The sequence below is a fragment of the Streptomyces sp. NPDC059851 genome (genome assembly GCF_042732005.1).
Taxonomy (GTDB): Bacteria; Actinomycetota; Actinomycetes; order Streptomycetales; family Streptomycetaceae; genus Streptomyces.
In genome coordinates, this window is record NZ_JBHWJJ010000031.1 from 42,204 (window position 1) to 59,286 (window position 17,083).

Here is a 17,083-nt window from a genome sequence, read left to right on the forward strand (position 1 = left end):
GAATGACGCACACCCCACCCCCGCCGAACCGGGAGGCGAAGCGATGCCGATCGACACCGTCGAGCGTTTCCTGAACGCCCTGAGCCCTGCGCACCGGGAGAAGGTCCGAGAGCTGCCCCCCGCCCGGCAGCAGGAGTTGGCCGACGCCTGGGAGCGGGAGCTGGAGAAGGACCACGACCTCGACACCCTCTCCGAGCTGTCGCCCGCCGCCGCCGAGGCCGAGGCGGCCAAACGGGTGATCGAGTCCGAAGGCGGCGGCTGAGCCGTCCGGAAGGCGCGGCCGGCCGGCGACCCCCCTTCCGCACCCTGGCCCCCCCCTGCACCCTTAGGCCCCGTCCTGCACCCCCGGGCCGGCCCGGCGCCCCCTCCACCCCGCCCGGCGCCCCTCAGTCCCGCCCGACCGCCACCACCGGCGTGAGCACGGTCGCCACGGGGCCTCGGCGGTCCGCCAGCCGCTGCCGCTCCGCGCTGTCGCTGATCCGCAGCAGCAGCGCGATCATGATCCAGTTGGCGAGGAGGGACGAGCCGCCCTTCGCCAGGAACGGCAGCGCCTTGCCGGTCAGCGGGATCAGCCCCGTCACACCGCCCGCCACCACGAACACCTGCAGTGCCAGCGCCGCCGACAGGCCCACCGCCAGCAGCTTGCCGAAGGGGTCGCGGGCGCCCAGCGCCATCCGCAGTCCCCGCTGCACGAGGAGGCCGTACAGGAGGAGCACCGCCATGACCCCGGCGAGGCCGAGCTCCTCGCCCACCGTCGTCAGGATGAAGTCGCTGCGGCCCGCGAACACGATCAGCTCGGGATGCCCGAGGCCGAGCCCCGTCCCCGAGATGCCGCCGGTGCCGAAGCTGAAGAGGGCCTGCGCCGACTGGTCCGAGGTGACGCCCGGGGGCCGGTCCTGCCAGTAGTACGACAGCGGGTCCAGCCACGCGGCCACGCGCCCCTTCACGTGCGGCTCGGTCGAGCCCACGACGAACGCTCCGGCCGCGGCCATGACCAGGCCGCACACGATCCAGCCGGTGCGCTCGGTGGCGACGTACAGCATCACCACGAAGACGCCGAAGAAGATCAGCGAGGTGCCCAGGTCACGCTCGAAGACCAGCACCAGCAGCGACAGGATCCAGACGGTGACGAGGGGGCCCAGCTGGCGCATCGGGGGCAGCCGCAGGCCCAGGAACCGCCGCCCGGTCAGGGCGAGGGAATGCCGGTGGACGACCAGGTAGCCCGCGAAGAAGACCGCGATCATGATCTTCACGAACTCGCCCGGCTGCGCGGAGAAGCCGCCGATGACGATCCAGCGCTTCGCCCCGTACGTGTCCGCCCGCGAGAACGCCGGCGCGATCAGCAGCACCAGCGCCCCGGCCATCGTGAGGTAGATGAACCGTTGGAGCAGGCGGTGGTCCCGCAGCAGTGCCACCACCAGCAGGCAGGCGGCCACGCCGATCACCGTCCACACCAGCTGGCCGGGGGCGTTGGCCTCGGCGCCGTACCGCTCGACGTACGACTGGTCGAGCCGGTGCAGCAGCACCAGCCCGAGCCCGGTCAGCAGCACGGCCAGCGGGAGGACCAGCGGATCCGCGTACGCGGCGAACCGGCGCACGCCCAGGTGTGCCACCAGGGCCAGCAGGCTCATGCTGATCGCGAAGCCGGCGAGGTCGACCGGCAGCTCGCCGTTCAGGCCCAGGCCGGCGCTCGCGTGTCCGAGGACGGTGGTGCCGACGACGAGGGCGAGCAGCAGGGCCTCGGTGCGGCGGCGGGCCCCGGCGGCCGTCAGCGGCCTCAGCCCCCGCACGGGTCGCCGCGCCCGTCGGCGGTGACGGGGGAGGCGGAAGCCATGGGTCCGATCTGATCGTCAATGGAACGCTTTAGCTTCATATCGTCTAGGACGATCATGCGGTCGTCGGGGTTGCTCGGAGCGTTCGGGAGGGGGACCGTCTGGATCCGGCCGACTCGGCGGCCGGAGTGGCCGGATGTGCGAACCGGGGGGACCGTATTGGCACTCCGCTTGACCGAGTGCTAATCGCCGGAATAGTCTCGCACCTGGCACTCACCCCCGGTGAGTGCCAACACAGCGACGGGCAGGTCCGGCACCCGCGACGACGGATCCACCTGGTCGCCACCTCAGACAGTTAACCCCGTGAGATCTCCGAAGGGGGAGGTCGGATCGTGACGACCGCCAGCTCCAAGGTTGCCATCAAGCCGCTTGAGGACCGCATCGTGGTCCAGCCGCTCGACGCCGAGCAGACCACGGCCTCCGGCCTGGTCATCCCGGACACCGCGAAGGAGAAGCCCCAGGAGGGCGTCGTCCTCGCCGTGGGCCCGGGCCGCTTCGAGGACGGCCAGCGTCTCCCGCTGGACGTCAACGTCGGCGACATCGTGCTGTACAGCAAGTACGGCGGCACCGAGGTGAAGTACAGCGGCGAGGAGTACCTCGTCCTCTCGGCTCGCGACGTGCTCGCGATCATCGAGAAGTAATTCACTTCTCCCAGAACTGCTTTGATCTGCGCCCCTGGTCACCCCGCTGATTGCCGGGCGGCGAGGGGCGCGGGTCGTTGAACCCGAGTTTTCCGAGAGGGCTGAACCGCTCCCATGGCGAAGATCCTGAAGTTCGACGAGGACGCCCGTCGCGCCCTCGAGCGCGGCGTCAACAAGCTTGCCGACACGGTCAAGGTGACGATCGGCCCCAAGGGCCGCAACGTCGTCATCGACAAGAAGTTCGGCGCCCCCACCATCACCAACGACGGTGTCACCATCGCCCGCGAGGTCGAGCTGGACGACCCGTACGAGAACCTCGGCGCGCAGCTGGTGAAGGAGGTGGCGACCAAGACCAACGACATCGCGGGTGACGGCACCACCACCGCCACCGTGCTGGCCCAGGCGCTGGTCCGCGAGGGTCTGCGCAACGTCGCCGCCGGCGCCTCCCCGGCCGCCCTGAAGAAGGGCATCGACGCCGCGGTCAAGGCCGTGTCCGCCGAGCTCCTCGCGACCGCCCGTCCGATCGAGGACAAGTCCGACATCGCCGCCGTCGCCGCGCTCTCCGCGCAGGACCAGCAGGTCGGCGAGCTCATCGCCGAGGCGATGGACAAGGTCGGCAAGGACGGTGTCATCACCGTCGAGGAGTCCAACGCCTTCGGCCTGGAGCTGGAGTTCACCGAGGGCATGGCCTTCGACAAGGGCTACCTGTCGCCGTACTTCGTCACGGACCAGGAGCGCATGGAGGCGGTCCTGGAGGACCCCTACATCCTGATCCACCAGGGCAAGATCTCCTCCATCCAGGACCTGCTGCCGCTGCTGGAGAAGGTCATCCAGGCGGGTGGCTCCAAGCCGCTGCTGATCATCGCCGAGGACGTCGAGGGCGAGGCCCTCTCCACCCTCGTCGTCAACAAGATCCGCGGCACCTTCAACGCGGTCGCCGTCAAGGCGCCCGGCTTCGGTGACCGCCGCAAGGCGATGCTCCAGGACATGGCCACCCTCACCGGTGCCACCGTCATCGCCGAGGAGGTCGGCCTCAAGCTCGACCAGGCCGGCCTGGACATCCTGGGCACCGCGCGCCGCGTGACCATCTCCAAGGACGACACCACCATCGTCGACGGTGCCGGCTCCGCCGACGACGTGCTCGGCCGCGTCAACCAGATCAAGGCCGAGATCGAGGCGACCGACTCCGACTGGGACCGCGAGAAGCTGCAGGAGCGCCTGGCGAAGCTCGCCGGCGGCGTCTGCGTCATCAAGGTCGGCGCCGCCACCGAGGTGGAGCTGAAGGAGAAGAAGCACCGTCTGGAGGACGCCATCTCCGCGACCCGCGCCGCGGTCGAGGAGGGCATCGTCTCCGGTGGTGGCTCCGCGCTCGTCCACGCCGTCAAGGTCCTGGAGGACAACCTCGGCCTGACCGGCGACGAGGGCACGGGTGTCGCGGTCGTCCGCCGCGCCGCGGTCGAGCCGCTGCGCTGGATCGCCGAGAACGCCGGCCTCGAGGGCTACGTCATCACCTCCAAGGTGGGCGAGCTGGAGAAGGGCAACGGCTTCAACGCCGCCACCGGCGAGTACGGCGACCTGGTCAAGGCCGGCGTCATCGACCCGGTCAAGGTCACCCGCTCCGCCCTGGAGAACGCGGCCTCCATCGCCTCCCTGCTGCTCACGACCGAGACCCTGGTCGTCGAGAAGAAGGAAGAGGAAGAGGCCAACGGTCACGGGCACGGCCACGGTCACGGCCACAGCCACTGACCCCCGATGAGCCGGTCCGCCCCTCGCTGACCGGCTCCCTTCGGACCGCGACCCCGGTCGCCGCCGCTCCGCGGTGGTGGCCGGGGTCTTCCCGTGGGCCGGGAGCCGGGCGGCTCAGGACATCGCCCCGAGCTGCCGCATCAGGGCGTTGGTGTCGTAGTGCCACCAGCCTTCCTTGATCATCCCGTTCTCGCAGCGGAAGACCGTCGTGCCGGTCATCGTGCAGGTCTTGCCGGTCGGGGCGATCCCCATGAACTCGCCCTTGTGCTTGCCGGTCCAGGTCCACAGCGTCGTGACGTACTCGTCCTGCGCCATCTGGGCGTCGCAGCTGAAGGAGAAGTCGAAGGCGCCGCGCCACATCTCCACGTCCTCGCGCATGCCCTCGCGCCCGGTCTTGTCGACGGGGTTGGACACGTCGTGGTCCATGTAGTCCGCGGCGAAGACCTCCTCGATGGCCTCCATCTTGCCCTTCGCGGTGATGTCGTCGAACACCCGGTTGGCCAGCAGCGTGTTGAGGTGCTCGTCGCGGACCACGTCCAGGTTGGTGAACCGCGGCATCCCGTCGCAGAGGGCCACCATCTCCTGGAACATCCGGTCCGTTTCGGGGAGGTGAGAGTTCTTCATGGCCTCTTCGTACGACGGGAATTCGACCACGTCGACATAGTGTGTCTCTGCTTCACGGTCCCTGCCGACCACACTGTGCGTCACGGTGCGCTTGCCGCTGGTCTGCGCCAGGTACCGGTCCATGAGCGCGCTGACGGCCTCGGGCTTGCTCGTCTCGTAATCGACTATTTGTACGAATGTCATGGCGTCTCCCGGGCTGGATGAGATACGTCCATTTTAGGGAGATTTGCCCCGTCCGGCTGACTCCTGCGGCCCCCGACGCGGCCGCTTACCGGGGCCCGTACTTGCGGCCCGTGCGCGAGGACAGCCCGCCCAGGAGCCCGCGCGGCGTCAGCTTCACCACGCCCAGCAGTGCCTTGTACCGCGGGTCCGGGACCGAGACCGTCTTGCCGCGCGCCAGGTCGTCGAGGGCCGCCGTCACCAGCTTGTCGGCGTCCAACCACATCCAGTTGGGGATGTTGTCCGTGCCCATCCCGGCCCGCTGGTGGAACTCCGTCCGTACGAACCCGGGGCACAGCGCCATCAGCCGCACGCCCGACCCGGCCAGGTCCCGCGCCGCACCCTGGGTGAACTGCACGACCCACGCCTTGCTCGCCCCGTACGTGCCCCGCGGCACGAAGGCCGCCACCGAGGCCACGTTGATGACACCGCCGCGGCCGCGCGAGCGCATCGACGCGGTGGCCGCCGAGGTCAGCCGCAGCACCGCCTCGACGTGCACCTTCAGCATGGTCAGCTCGTCCGCCATGGACACTTCGAGGTAGCGGCCCTTGTTGCCGAACCCGGCGTTGTTGACCAGCAGGTCCACCGGGTGCGTACGGTCCCCGAGGCGCCGCTCCACGGCGGCGATGCCCGCCTCCGTGGACAGGTCCGCGGTCAGCACCTCGGCCTCGATGCCGTGCCGGTCGTGCAGCTCGGTGGCCTGCTCGGCGAGCCGCGCGGTGTCGCGGGCCACCAGTACGAGGTTGTGGCCCTGGGCGGCGAGCCGGCGGGCGAAGGCGGCGCCGATGCCCGCCGTGGATCCAGTGATCAGCGCAGTCGTCATATGCGCAACCTAGCCGCCCCGGACGACAGTCCGGAGCGGGCCCGCCATGGCGGTACCACTTCGTCCGCTTTCCCCCGGCCGTAGGCTCCGGCTTCTCGCCGGGGCGTTGCCGGCCGGCTACGTCCCGTACTTCCCGAGGTACTCGCGGACCCGCTCGTGGGCCTCCGGCTCCATCGCCGTACCGGCCGCCAGGGTCCGCTCCAGTAGCGCGCGTTCGGTGGTGAACGCACGGAACCACAGCCCCACCGTCACGTCGTGGTCCGGGCGGCTGACCACCTCGACCGCATCCCCGGCCGAGACCTCTCCCTCCTGCACCACCCGCAGGTACGCGCCCGGCCGCACGGCCCGCGTGTACCGCCTGACCCAGCCCGGCTCGCCGAGGGCCCCCTGGAAGGTGCCGCACGGGATGCGCGCCGAGGCCACCTCCAGGACGACGTCGGCGCCGATCCGCCAGCGCTCGCCGAGCAGCGCGCCGGTGACGTCGAGGCCGGAGGTGGTGAGGTTCTCGCCGAAGATCCCGGCGGGCAGCCCGCGCCCCAGCTCCCGCTCCCACCAGTCCAGGTCCTCGCGCGCGTACGCGTAGACCGCTTGGTGGTCGCCGCCGTGGTGGCGCAGGTCGCAGACGGCGTCGCCCTCCACGCCGCTCGCGCCGACCCCCTTCGGGCCCGGGGCGAAGACCCGGACCGGGCCCGGGACCGGCCGCTTGCCGATGCCCGTCACCCCGCCCTCGGCGCTGGTGTAGTCGACGGCCGCCGCACGGCCGAGGTTCACGGAGATCACATGCTGGGGGGCCACGGGGACACGCTAACCCAGCGGCCCCAAAGGTGTACCGGGGCAAGTGCGCCCCGCGTCAAAGCCGGGCTTATGCTCGAAGGATGATCGAGGCACGCCATCTCCGGGTCCTGCGCGCCGTGGCCGACTCCGGCTCCTTCTCCGCCGCCGCCCGCGAACTCGGCTGCACGCAGCCCGCCGTCTCCCAGCAGATGAAGGCGTTGGAGCAGTCGGCCGGCACCCCGCTGCTGGTCCGCGCGGGCCGCGAGATGCGGCTCACGCAGGCCGGCGCCGCCCTGGTCCGGCACGCCGCCGGGATCCTGGCCGGACTGACCGCCGCCGAGGAGGAGGTCGCGGCCATCGCCGGGCTGCGCGCCGGACGGGTCCGGCTCGTGTCCTTCCCCAGTGGCAGCTCCACCCTGGTCCCGACCGCCCTCGCGGCGATGCGGGCCGCGCACCCGGGCACCCGGATCTCCTTGGTCGAGGCGGAGCCGCCGCGCTCGGTCGCGATGCTGCGCGACGGCGACTGCGACGTCGCGCTGGCCTTCCGGTACGCCGGCGCCGAGGGGTCGTCCGGGGCCGGAGCCGGGACGGGGGGCGGGAGCGGTGCCGGGGGTGCCGCGGCGGCCGCCGAGTGGGACGACCTCGTCGTACGGCCGCTGCTGACGGACCGCCTCGTCGGGCTCGTGCCCGAGGGGCACCGGCTGGCCGGGGCCGAGGAACTCGGCATGGCCGACCTGGCGGACGAGCCCTGGATCGCGGGTTGCCCGCGCTGCCGCCGCCATCTGGTCGAGGTGTGCGAGGGCGTGGGCTTCACCCCGCGCATCGACTTCGCCACCGACGACTACCCGGCCGTGGCCGGCCTGGTGGGTGCCGGGCTGGGGGTCGCCGTACTGCCGGAGCTGGCGCTGGAGTCCGTACGGGCCAAGGGCGTGAGCACGCTGGCCGTGGTGCCGGCCGTGGAGCGCGAGGTCGTGGCGCTGACCCTGCCCGACCTGGCCCGCGTGCCGGCCGTGGCGGCGACGCTGGCCGAGCTGGAACGGGCCGCCGCGCGCTGACCACGGAGCGTGGCGCCGCCCGCGCACGGCGGCGCACCGCGGCCCCACCCCGCCGCGGCGCGGGGTGGGGTGGGGAAACGTTTCTGCGTGACGTCCCGCAGCGGTCCTGCCGTGCGGCCGTCAGTCCGGAGGGGTCCGTCCGATGGTGCTCGACGCGGGGATCAGGCGATGGCGGGCCCGGCCCATCAGTTCCTCGCGCTCGTCCTCGGTGAGGCCGCCCCACACCCCGTAGGGCTCGCGGACGGCCAGTGCGTGCGCGGCGCATTCCGAACGCACCGGGCATCGCATGCAGACCTCTTTAGCCGAGGCCTCGCGCGCACTCCTGGCCGCACCCCGCTCGCCCTCCGGGTGGAAGAAGAGGGAGCTGTCGACTCCGCGGCAGGCGGCCAGCAGCTGCCAGTCCCAGAGGTCGGCGTTCGGTCCGGGGAGGCGGGAGAAATCTGCCATGGGTAGTCCTCTTGGTGCCGGTACTGAGACGAATACGGTCCAAGTCTCCACACCTACCACACCTACTGTCGTAGTAGATGTAAATATGACTCATTGGGAATCTAGCCTCAGACACGGGCTGAACGGAAGGAAAGCCGCCAAATAGGGCATAGCTCCAGATGGAGGACCGTCGGCGAGTGGCGCCGATGGTGTGATCGCGTCCTCACGTAGAGTGCCGAAGGTGTCCGTCCGACCCCGTAACTCTTTCGAGTGACCATCGTTGAGAGAGCGAAGGCGGTTGAACCAAGGCGTTCCCGGACAGGTGTCCGAGAGCATCGACCGCACAGGTGACGATACGTACCAGCCTGGAGGCTCAAGGTGACGCGCATCAGCAGCTCCGGAGGGCGGTCATGACTTCCGTCCTCGTCTGCGACGACTCCCCGCTTGCCCGAGAGGCGCTCCGTCGCGCGGTTGCCACCGTGCCCGGCGTCGAGCGCGTGACGACGGCTGCCAACGGCGAGGAAGTCCTCCGCCGCTGGGGCGCCGACCGCTCCGACCTGATTCTCATGGACGTACGGATGCCCGGGCTCGGCGGTGTGGAGACGGTGCGCCGGCTGCTCTCCGCCGATCCGGGTGCCCGCATCATCATGCTGACGGTCGCCGAGGACCTCGACGGCGTGGCCCTCGCGGTAGCCGCGGGCGCCCGCGGCTACCTGCACAAGGACGCCTCGCGCGCCGAGCTGCGGGCCACCGTCACCCAGGCGCTCGCCGACCCGACCTGGCGGCTGGCCCCGCGCCGGCTCCGCTCGGCCGAGATGGGCGCCGCACCCACCCTCACCGCGCGCGAGATCCAGGTGCTGGAGGGGATGAGCCACGGCCGGTCCAACGCGGAGATCGGGCGCGAGCTGTTCCTCTCCGAGGACACGGTGAAGACGCACGCCCGCCGGCTGTTCAAGAAGCTGGGCGCCTCGGACCGGGCGCACGCCGTGGCGCTCGGGTTCCGTTGGGGCCTGGTCCGCTGACCGCGGGCCCGTGAGGGCAGTCCCGTCCGCCGCAGGCGGGCGGGGCGGCGCGCCCGACCGCCCGGCGCGCCCGACCGCCCGGTGCTCCGGGGTGCTCCCGGGCTTCCCGGCGGCTCCCGCTCCCGGCCGTACCGGTGCGTAGCAGGGGATTGGCGGGGCACAATCCGGGGGACGTGTCGCTTCGTGCGCGATGCCGCATGCTTGAGTGTGTGGCGCATTTCTGGGATGGGGCCTCGGGGAGTTTTCGGGCGAGCGGGAGGGGAGCGTGCAAGTGAAGAGCTCAGGCGCACCCGCTCATAACGCTTCGATGCACAACACGGGCCGTGGTGCCGCGAACGCTCCGGCGCCAAGGCACCATGGATTGATGCGCGACGACGAGGCCCCCGGCTCCCCCGCGGCCACAGGCCCCACCGGAGCCGCCAAAGGCAGCAGCGCCGAGGCCGTCAGCGCGCTCGTGCGCCGCGCCGTGGAAGGCGACGAGCAGGCCACCCATGACCTGCTCGCCTTCGTGCACCCGCTGGCCATCCGCTACTGCCGCACCCGGCTCTCCCGGCTTCCCGGGGACGCCCGCCACTTCGTGGAGGACCTGGCCCAGGAGGTGTGCGTCGCCGTTCTGATGGCGCTGCCGCGCTACCGGGACACCGGCCGCCCCTTCGAAGCCTTCGTCTTCGCCATTGCCGCGCACAAGGTCGCCGACCTGCAGCGGGCCGCCATGCGCCACCCGGGCAGCACTGCCGTCCCTTCCGACGAGATGCCCGAGCGGCCGGACGACTCCCTCGGCCCGGAGGAGCGGGCGCTGCTCAGCAGCGATGCCGCCTGGGCCCGGAAACTCCTGGCCAACCTGCCCGAGACCCAGCGCGAGCTGCTCGTCCTGCGGGTCGCGGTCGGGCTGACCGCCGAGGAGACCGGTCAGATGCTCGGGATGTCCCCGGGCGCGGTGCGGGTCGCCCAGCACCGGGCGCTCAGCCGGCTGCGCGCCCTCGCCGAGCAGTAGCGGTGCGGAGCGTGTGGCTCCGCTATGGCCCGTCAGGGCTCGGCGATCAATAGGAGGAAGCGACGAAACTTGGACGTGACCTCGCTCGTGGAATGAGACGCGTCGCTATCCCGTTAGCATGGACATCCGCGCTGAGCAAGACCATTTGGGAAGGTGTCATGACTGTCAACGCCGACGGAGCGCCCGACAAATTCGCCACGCTCGGGCTTACCTACGACGACGTCCTGCTGCTGCCGGGCGCGTCCGACATGGCGCCGGACGAGATCGACACTTCCTCCCTCATCTCGCGCAACGTCCGCGTCAACATCCCGCTGCTGTCCGCCGCCATGGACAAGGTCACCGAGTCGCGCATGGCGATCGCCATGGCCCGCCAGGGCGGCGTCGGCGTCCTGCACCGCAACCTCTCGATCGCCGACCAGGCCAACCAGGTCGACCTGGTCAAGCGCTCCGAGTCCGGCATGGTCACCGACCCGATCACGGTGCACCCGGACGCGACGCTGCGCGAGGCGGACGAGCTGTGCGCCAAGTTCCGCATCTCCGGCGTCCCGGTCACCGACTCCGCGGGCAAGCTGCTCGGCATCGTCACCAACCGCGACATGGCCTTCGAGTCGGACCGCAGCCGCCAGGTGCGCGAGGTCATGACCCCGATGCCGCTGGTGACGGGCAAGGTCGGCATCTCCGGCGTGGACGCCATGGAGCTGCTGCGCCGCCACAAGATCGAGAAGCTCCCGCTGGTCGACGACGCGGGCGTCCTCAAGGGCCTCATCACGGTCAAGGACTTCGTCAAGGCCGAGAAGTACCCGAACGCCGCCAAGGACAAGGACGGCCGTCTCCTGGTCGGCGCCGCCGTCGGCGTCGCCGGCGACGCGTTCGAGCGCGCCCAGGCCCTGATCGAGGCGGGCGTCGACTTCATCGTCGTCGACACCGCACACGGCCACTCCCGGCTGGTCGGCGACATGGTCGCCAAGATCAAGTCGAACGCGTCGGTCGACGTCATCGGCGGCAACGTCGCCACCCGCGACGGCGCCCAGGCCCTCATCGACGCGGGCTGCGACGGCATCAAGGTCGGCGTCGGCCCCGGCTCCATCTGCACCACCCGCGTCGTCGCCGGCATCGGTGTCCCGCAGGTCACCGCCATCTACGAGGCCTCCCTCGCCGCCAAGGCCGCGGGCGTCCCGGTCATCGGTGACGGTGGCCTGCAGTACTCCGGCGACATCGCCAAGGCCCTCGTCGCGGGCGCCGACACGGTGATGCTCGGCTCCCTGCTCGCGGGCTGCGAGGAGTCCCCGGGCGAGCTGCTGTTCATCAACGGCAAGCAGTTCAAGTCGTACCGCGGCATGGGCTCGCTCGGTGCGATGCAGTCCCGCGGCGACCGCAAGTCCTTCTCCAAGGACCGCTACTTCCAGGAGGGCGTGGGCGGCGACGACAAGCTCATCCCCGAGGGCATCGAGGGCCAGGTGCCCTACCGCGGCCCGCTCGCCGCGGTCGTCCACCAGCTCGTCGGCGGTCTGCGCCAGTCGATGTTCTACGTCGGCGGCCGCACGGTGCCGGAGCTGCAGGACCGCGGCCGGTTCGTCCGCATCACCTCGGCGGGCCTGAAGGAGAGCCACCCGCACGACATCCAGATGACGGTCGAGGCGCCGAACTACTCCCGCCAGGGCTGAGCGGTGACGGCGGAGGGGCGGACCCGGACAGCGGGGTCCGCCCCTCCGCCGTTCGGCTCCCCCCGCGTCCCGTCCACCGGTCACGGGAACGCGTGGGTCCGCCCTTCGGGGATACTGGACGGGCAGTAGCCGAGTAGGGAAAGGCCACCACACGTGACTGAGATCGAGATCGGGCGCGGCAAGCGCGGCCGCCGGGCGTACGCGTTCGACGACATCGCCATCGTCCCGAGCCGCCGCACGCGGGACCCGAAGGAGGTCTCGATCGCCTGGCAGATCGACGCCTACCGCTTCGAGCTGCCGTTCCTGGCCGCCCCCATGGACTCCGTCGTCTCCCCGCAGACCGCCATCCGCATCGGCGAGCTCGGCGGCCTCGGCGTCCTGAACCTCGAAGGCCTGTGGACCCGGTACGAGGACCCGCAGCCCCTGCTCGACGAGATCGCCGAGCTGCCGGAGGAGGCCGCCACCCGCCGCCTCCAGGAGATCTACTCGGCCCCGATCCAGGCCGACCTGATCGGGCAGCGCATCAAGGAGGTCCGCGACTCCGGCGTGGTCACCGCCGCCGCGCTCTCCCCGCAGCGCACCGCGCAGTTCTCCAAGGCCGTCGTGGACGCCGGCGTGGACATCTTCGTCATCCGCGGCACCACCGTCTCCGCCGAGCACGTGTCGGGCGCCGCCGAACCGCTGAACCTGAAGCAGTTCATCTACGAGCTCGACGTCCCGGTCATCGTCGGCGGCTGCGCCACGTACACCGCGGCCCTGCACCTGATGCGCACCGGCGCGGCCGGCGTCCTGGTCGGCTTCGGCGGCGGCGCCGCGCACACCACCCGCAACGTGCTGGGCATCCAGGTCCCGATGGCGACCGCCGTCGCGGACGTGGCCGCCGCCCGCCGCGACTACATGGACGAGTCCGGCGGCCGCTACGTGCACGTCATCGCCGACGGCGGCGTGGGCTGGTCCGGCGACCTGCCCAAGGCCATCGCCTGCGGTGCCGACGCCGTGATGATGGGCTCCCCGCTGGCCCGAGCCACGGACGCGCCCGGAAAGGGCCACCACTGGGGCATGGAGGCCGTCCACGAGGACGTGCCGCGCGGCAAGAAGGTCCACCTGGGCACGGTCGGCACCACCGAGGAGATCCTCACCGGCCCGTCGCACACCCCGGACGGCTCGATGAACCTCTTCGGCGCGCTGCGCCGCTCGATGGCCACCACCGGCTACACCGAGCTGAAGGAGTTCCAGCGGGTCGAGGTCACGGTCGCGGACTCCCAGCACCGCCGCTGACCCGTCCGGCAGCCCTGCGTACGCCGAAGGGCCGGTTCCCCCTGACCGGGGAGCCGGCCCTTCGGCGTGTCCGGCCGCGGGTCAGTCGCGGCTGCGCTTGGCCGCGCCGAAGGCGACGACGGCTCCGATGAGGAGGAAGACGTAGTCCATGGCCTCCGCGCCTTCCTTCCACAGGTCGACGACGGCGCCGATGCCCGGGTCGGCCAGGACGTCGGCCAGGCCCAGCTGCGCGTAGTCGGCCAGGGCGAGCGCGACGAAGAAGAGCTGGCCCAGGTAGACGGACCCCACTGCGAGGACGGCGCTGATTACGGGCAGTACGGGGTTGCGGCCACCGACGCGGCCCGCCGCGAGGCCGATCAGGATGCCGACGCCGACCGCGGCGTAGCCGATCTGGCGGTCGACGGCGTTCATGATCCCGCCGTAGGCGGCGGCCGCGGCCAGGGCGGCGACCACGGCCGCGGCGATGCCCAGGCCGAGGTTGGCCCGGCGGGACGGCCCTGCCGGGTCCGGGACGGCGGCCGGTGTCGCGGAACCGGGCGCGGGCGGCTGGAACTGTTGGCTCATGGAAGGTCCCCCCGGCACCTGCGGCACACGGGAGCCCGGTGCGGCAGGTGATGTAAGCGTGAAATAAGTCGCCGCAGGCTAGCAGCCCGCACCGGCACCGGACGAGGGGGTTTTCCGCCCGTTCAGAGCCGGTGCGCCGCGCCCGCCGGGCTGGCTCCCCGGGTGTCCAGGAGCAGCTGCGCCTTCACGGCCAGGCCCTGGAGGTCGTAGGTCCGGTGGTGCTGGAGCAGGATCGTCAGGTCGGCGGTGGCGGCGGCCTCGTACAGGGACTCGGCGCGGGGGACGGGCTGGTCCCGCACCCGCCAGCTGGGGACGTACGGGTCGTGGTAGCTGATCAGGGCCCCGAGGTCGAGGAGGCGGCTGGCGATCTCGCGGGCCGGGGAGCCCTCCTGGTCGGCGAGGTCGGGCTTGTAGGTGACCCCGAGCAGCAGGACGCGCGCGCCGCGGACGGACTTGCCGTGCTCGTTCAGCAGGGTGGCGCAGCGCTGGATGACGTACTGCGGCATCCGGCTGTTGATTTCCTGGGCCAGGCCGACCATGCGTAGGGGGTGGCCCGGGGTGCGGGTGGCGTGCGGGAGGTAGTTGGGGTCGAGGGCGACGCTGTGGCCGCCGACGCCCGGGCCGGGTCGGAACGCCTGGAACCCGTACGGCTTGGTCTCGGCGCAGCGGATGACGTCCCACAGGTCGACGCCGAGGTCGTGGCAGAGCACCGCCATCTCGTTCATCAGGGCGATGTTGACGTGCCGGTAGTTGGTCTCCAGGAGCTGTACGGTCTCGGCCTCGCGCAGACCGCGGGCGCGGACCACCTTCTCGGCGATGCGGGCGTAGAAGGCGTGCGCGGACTCGGTGCAGGCGGGGGTCAGGCCGCCGATCACCTTGGGGGTGTTGGCGATGGTGTACGTCCGGTTGCCCGGGTCGTGGCGGCTGGGGGAGTAGGCCAGGTGGAAGTCGCGGCCGGCGCGCAGCCCGGAGCCGTCCTCCAGGACCGGGCGCAGGAAGTCCTCGGTGACACCCGGATGGGCGGCGGACTCCAGGATGACGGTGGTGTGCGGGCGCAGCCGGGCGGCCAGCGTGCGGCCCGCCTCGCCGACCGCCCCGAGGTCGAGCGCGCGGTCGGCGCCGAGCTGGGTGGGGGCGCAGATGACGGCGGTGCGGACGCGGCCGAGGTCGGCGGGGTTGGCGGTGACCCGGAAGCCGGCGGCCGACATGCGCCGGACCTCGGCGGCGGTGAGGGTGGAGTCCGTGGCCGGTCCGACGGCGTAGCCGACCGTCTCGATCCCGGCGGCGACGGCCGCCTGGGCCAGCGGGAGGCCGAGGTGGCCGAGTCCGATGACGGCGAGGTCTGCGGGCATGGGGTGGTGCCGTCCCTTCCCTGGCAATGCATGGGGGTGCTGGGTGCGCAACTCGTGTGGTCCGCGGAGGGCTGCATGAGCTGGCACGATGTCAGACTAGGCGTATATATGACCGATCTGTCGTATTACGGGGTGAAGGTTGCCGTTGTGTTGTCCACAGGCGGTGGCTGATGGGGGTACGGCGGGTCAGAATCGAGGGCGGGGGACGCGAGCGGGCCACCCGCACCGAGTGGGTACGCCCGCACCGACGGGAGGCAGCCGTGAGGACAGCGACACTGGGGCCGGCGCAGCGCGCGGAGGCACTCGCCCGGATGGCCGAACGGGAACTGGACGTACTGGTGGTGGGCGCGGGCGTGGTCGGCGCGGGTACCGCTCTCGACGCCGCGACCAGAGGCCTGTCCACCGGGCTCGTCGAGGCCCGTGACTGGGCTTCGGGCACCTCCAGCCGGTCCAGCAAGCTCATCCACGGGGGCCTGCGCTATCTGGAGATGCTCGACTTCGCCCTCGTACGGGAGGCGTTGAAGGAGCGCGGCCTGCTGCTGGAGCGGCTGGCCCCGCACCTGGTCAAGCCGGTGCCCTTCCTGTACCCGCTCCAGCACAGGGGGTGGGAGCGGTTCTACGCCGGCTCGGGCGTCGCCCTGTACGACGCGATGTCGGTGTCCGGCGGGCACGGCCGCGGACTGCCGGTGCACCGGCACCTGTCGCGCCGCCGCGCCCTGCGCGTGGCCCCGGCGCTGCGGAAGGACGCGCTCGTGGGCGCCCTCCAGTACTACGACGCCCTGATGGACGACGCGCGGTACGTCACCACGCTGGTCCGCACGGCCGCCGTGTACGGGGCGCACTGCGCCAACCGGGCGAGGGTGGTCGGCTTCCTGCGCGAGGGCGAACGGGTGGTCGGGGCGCGGGTGCAGGACGTGGAGGGCGGAGGGGAGTACGAGGTCCGGGCGCGCCAGGTGGTGAATGCGACCGGGGTGTGGACGGACGACACGCAGGCGCTCATCGGGGAGCGCGGCCAGTTCCACGTACGGGCGTCGAAGGGCATCCACCTGGTCGTCCCCAAGGACCGCGTCCATTCGAGCACCGGGTTGATCCTGCGGACCGAGAAATCGGTGCTGTTCGTCATCCCCTGGGGCCGGCACTGGATCGTGGGCACCACCGACACCGAGTGGGACCTGGACAAGGCTCACCCGGCGGCGTCCAGCGCCGACATCGACTACCTGCTGGAACGGGTGAACTCGGTGCTGGCCGTGCCGCTCACCCGCGACGACGTCCAGGGGGTGTACGCGGGCCTGCGGCCGCTGCTGGCCGGGGAATCGGACGCGACGAGCAAGCTGTCGCGCGAGCACACGGTGGCCCATCCGGTGCCGGGCCTGGTGGTCGTCGCGGGCGGCAAGTACACGACGTACCGGGTCATGGCGAAGGACGCGGTGGACGAGGCCGTGCACGCGCTGGACCAGCGGGTCGCCGAGTGCGTGACGGAGGACGTGCCGCTGGTGGGGGCCGAGGGCTACCGGGCGCTGTGGAACGGCCGCGCCAGGATCGCCGCCCGGACGGGCCTTCACGTGGCGCGGGTGGAGCACCTGTTGAACCGGTACGGCTCGATGACCGAGGAACTGCTGGACCTCATCGCCGGGGACCCCTCGCTGGGGGCTGCGCTGGGCGGCGCCGACGACTACCTCCGGGCCGAGGTGGTCTACGCGGCGTCACACGAAGGGGCGCGGCACCTGGACGACGTGCTGACGCGGCGGACGCGGATCTCGATCGAGACCTTCGACAGGGGGACCCGGTCGGCGCGGGAGTGCGCGGAACTGGTGGCCCCGGTGTTGGGGTGGGACGAGCAGCAGATCGAGAAGGAAGTGGAACACTACGAGAAGAGGGTGCAGGCGGAACGGGAGTCGCAGCGCCAGCCGGACGACCAGACGGCCGATGCGGCGCGGTTGGGGGCGCCCGACATCGTTCCGTTGTAACTCCGGGATACGTCAGTGGGGAACCGCGGACCCGGGGCTCCCGTCCGTTGCGGAGTGAGGAACAATAAGGGTTCTGCCGGGGCGGGTTATCGCGCGGGTTCT

Annotated in this window: 16 protein-coding genes; 9 read left to right on the forward strand and 7 right to left on the reverse strand. The window is 71.6% G+C overall.

Annotation, left to right across the window (positions count from 1 at the left end; genetic code table 11):
- Nucleotides 1–43 precede the first annotated feature (43 nt).
- Nucleotides 44–262 (forward strand): hypothetical protein, encoded by a 219-nt coding sequence (locus ACFV7Q_RS13915; RefSeq protein ID WP_385427998.1) that lies wholly within the window; start codon nt 44–46, stop codon nt 260–262.
- Nucleotides 263–386: 124 nt separating this feature from the next.
- Here the strand turns inward: ACFV7Q_RS13915 and ACFV7Q_RS13920 are convergent, their stop codons facing one another.
- Complete coding sequence (locus ACFV7Q_RS13920; protein WP_385428001.1) at nt 387–1,790, reverse strand: FtsW/RodA/SpoVE family cell cycle protein; 1,404 nt, start codon at nt 1,788–1,790, stop codon at nt 387–389.
- A 374-nt stretch (nt 1,791–2,164) separates the two neighbouring features.
- Between ACFV7Q_RS13920 and groES the strand changes: the two genes are divergently transcribed.
- Nucleotides 2,165–2,473, forward strand: coding sequence for a co-chaperone GroES (gene groES / locus ACFV7Q_RS13925; RefSeq protein WP_360635802.1), 309 nt, complete (start codon nt 2,165–2,167; stop codon nt 2,471–2,473).
- A gap of 114 nt (nt 2,474–2,587) precedes the next feature.
- Nucleotides 2,588–4,219, forward strand: a complete 1,632-nt coding sequence (gene groL / locus ACFV7Q_RS13930) for a chaperonin GroEL (protein WP_385428004.1) — start codon at nt 2,588–2,590, stop codon at nt 4,217–4,219.
- A gap of 114 nt (nt 4,220–4,333) precedes the next feature.
- Here the strand turns inward: groL and ACFV7Q_RS13935 are convergent, their stop codons facing one another.
- From ACFV7Q_RS13935 to ACFV7Q_RS13945, 3 genes are all read right to left on the reverse strand, one after another.
- Nucleotides 4,334–5,026, reverse strand: coding sequence for an ester cyclase (locus ACFV7Q_RS13935; protein ID WP_385428007.1), 693 nt, complete (start codon nt 5,024–5,026; stop codon nt 4,334–4,336).
- Nucleotides 5,027–5,111: 85 nt separating this feature from the next.
- Nucleotides 5,112–5,885, reverse strand: coding sequence for an SDR family NAD(P)-dependent oxidoreductase (locus ACFV7Q_RS13940; protein WP_385428010.1), 774 nt, complete (start codon nt 5,883–5,885; stop codon nt 5,112–5,114).
- 117 nt (nt 5,886–6,002) lie between these two features.
- The gene (locus tag ACFV7Q_RS13945; protein WP_385428012.1) at nt 6,003–6,680 is read right to left on the reverse strand and encodes an MOSC domain-containing protein; all 678 of its coding nucleotides are present in this window, start codon (nt 6,678–6,680) and stop codon (nt 6,003–6,005) included.
- Nucleotides 6,681–6,760: 80 nt separating this feature from the next.
- On the opposite strand from ACFV7Q_RS13945, the gene ACFV7Q_RS13950 reads away from it, so the two are divergent.
- Nucleotides 6,761–7,714 (forward strand): LysR family transcriptional regulator, encoded by a 954-nt coding sequence (locus ACFV7Q_RS13950; RefSeq protein WP_385428015.1) that lies wholly within the window; start codon nt 6,761–6,763, stop codon nt 7,712–7,714.
- A 120-nt stretch (nt 7,715–7,834) separates the two neighbouring features.
- Here the strand turns inward: ACFV7Q_RS13950 and ACFV7Q_RS13955 are convergent, their stop codons facing one another.
- On the reverse strand, nt 7,835–8,161 hold the full coding sequence (locus ACFV7Q_RS13955) for a WhiB family transcriptional regulator (RefSeq protein WP_385428017.1): 327 nt from the start codon (nt 8,159–8,161) through the stop codon (nt 7,835–7,837).
- 389 nt (nt 8,162–8,550) lie between these two features.
- On the opposite strand from ACFV7Q_RS13955, the gene ACFV7Q_RS13960 reads away from it, so the two are divergent.
- The 4 genes from ACFV7Q_RS13960 to ACFV7Q_RS13975 all read left to right on the forward strand — a co-directional run bounded on the left by ACFV7Q_RS13960 (nt 8,551) and on the right by ACFV7Q_RS13975 (nt 13,098).
- Complete coding sequence (locus ACFV7Q_RS13960; protein ID WP_003948568.1) at nt 8,551–9,162, forward strand: response regulator transcription factor; 612 nt, start codon at nt 8,551–8,553, stop codon at nt 9,160–9,162.
- 364 nt (nt 9,163–9,526) lie between these two features.
- Nucleotides 9,527–10,156 (forward strand): sigma-70 family RNA polymerase sigma factor, encoded by a 630-nt coding sequence (locus ACFV7Q_RS13965; protein ID WP_360635821.1) that lies wholly within the window; start codon nt 9,527–9,529, stop codon nt 10,154–10,156.
- A gap of 158 nt (nt 10,157–10,314) precedes the next feature.
- The gene (gene guaB / locus ACFV7Q_RS13970) at nt 10,315–11,820 is read left to right on the forward strand and encodes an IMP dehydrogenase (protein ID WP_385428020.1); all 1,506 of its coding nucleotides are present in this window, start codon (nt 10,315–10,317) and stop codon (nt 11,818–11,820) included.
- Nucleotides 11,821–11,973: 153 nt separating this feature from the next.
- The gene (locus ACFV7Q_RS13975) at nt 11,974–13,098 is read left to right on the forward strand and encodes a GuaB3 family IMP dehydrogenase-related protein (protein ID WP_385428023.1); all 1,125 of its coding nucleotides are present in this window, start codon (nt 11,974–11,976) and stop codon (nt 13,096–13,098) included.
- Between the two features lie 81 nt (nt 13,099–13,179).
- On the opposite strand, the gene ACFV7Q_RS13980 is transcribed toward ACFV7Q_RS13975, so the two are convergent.
- Complete coding sequence (locus ACFV7Q_RS13980; RefSeq protein ID WP_385428026.1) at nt 13,180–13,662, reverse strand: hypothetical protein; 483 nt, start codon at nt 13,660–13,662, stop codon at nt 13,180–13,182.
- A gap of 122 nt (nt 13,663–13,784) precedes the next feature.
- Nucleotides 13,785–15,014 (reverse strand): nucleotide sugar dehydrogenase, encoded by a 1,230-nt coding sequence (locus ACFV7Q_RS13985; RefSeq protein WP_385428028.1) that lies wholly within the window; start codon nt 15,012–15,014, stop codon nt 13,785–13,787.
- 260 nt (nt 15,015–15,274) lie between these two features.
- Here ACFV7Q_RS13985 and ACFV7Q_RS13990 point away from each other — a divergent pair, with 260 nt between their 5' ends.
- Nucleotides 15,275–16,981 (forward strand): glycerol-3-phosphate dehydrogenase/oxidase, encoded by a 1,707-nt coding sequence (locus ACFV7Q_RS13990; protein WP_385428030.1) that lies wholly within the window; start codon nt 15,275–15,277, stop codon nt 16,979–16,981.
- Nucleotides 16,982–17,083 lie beyond the last annotated feature (102 nt).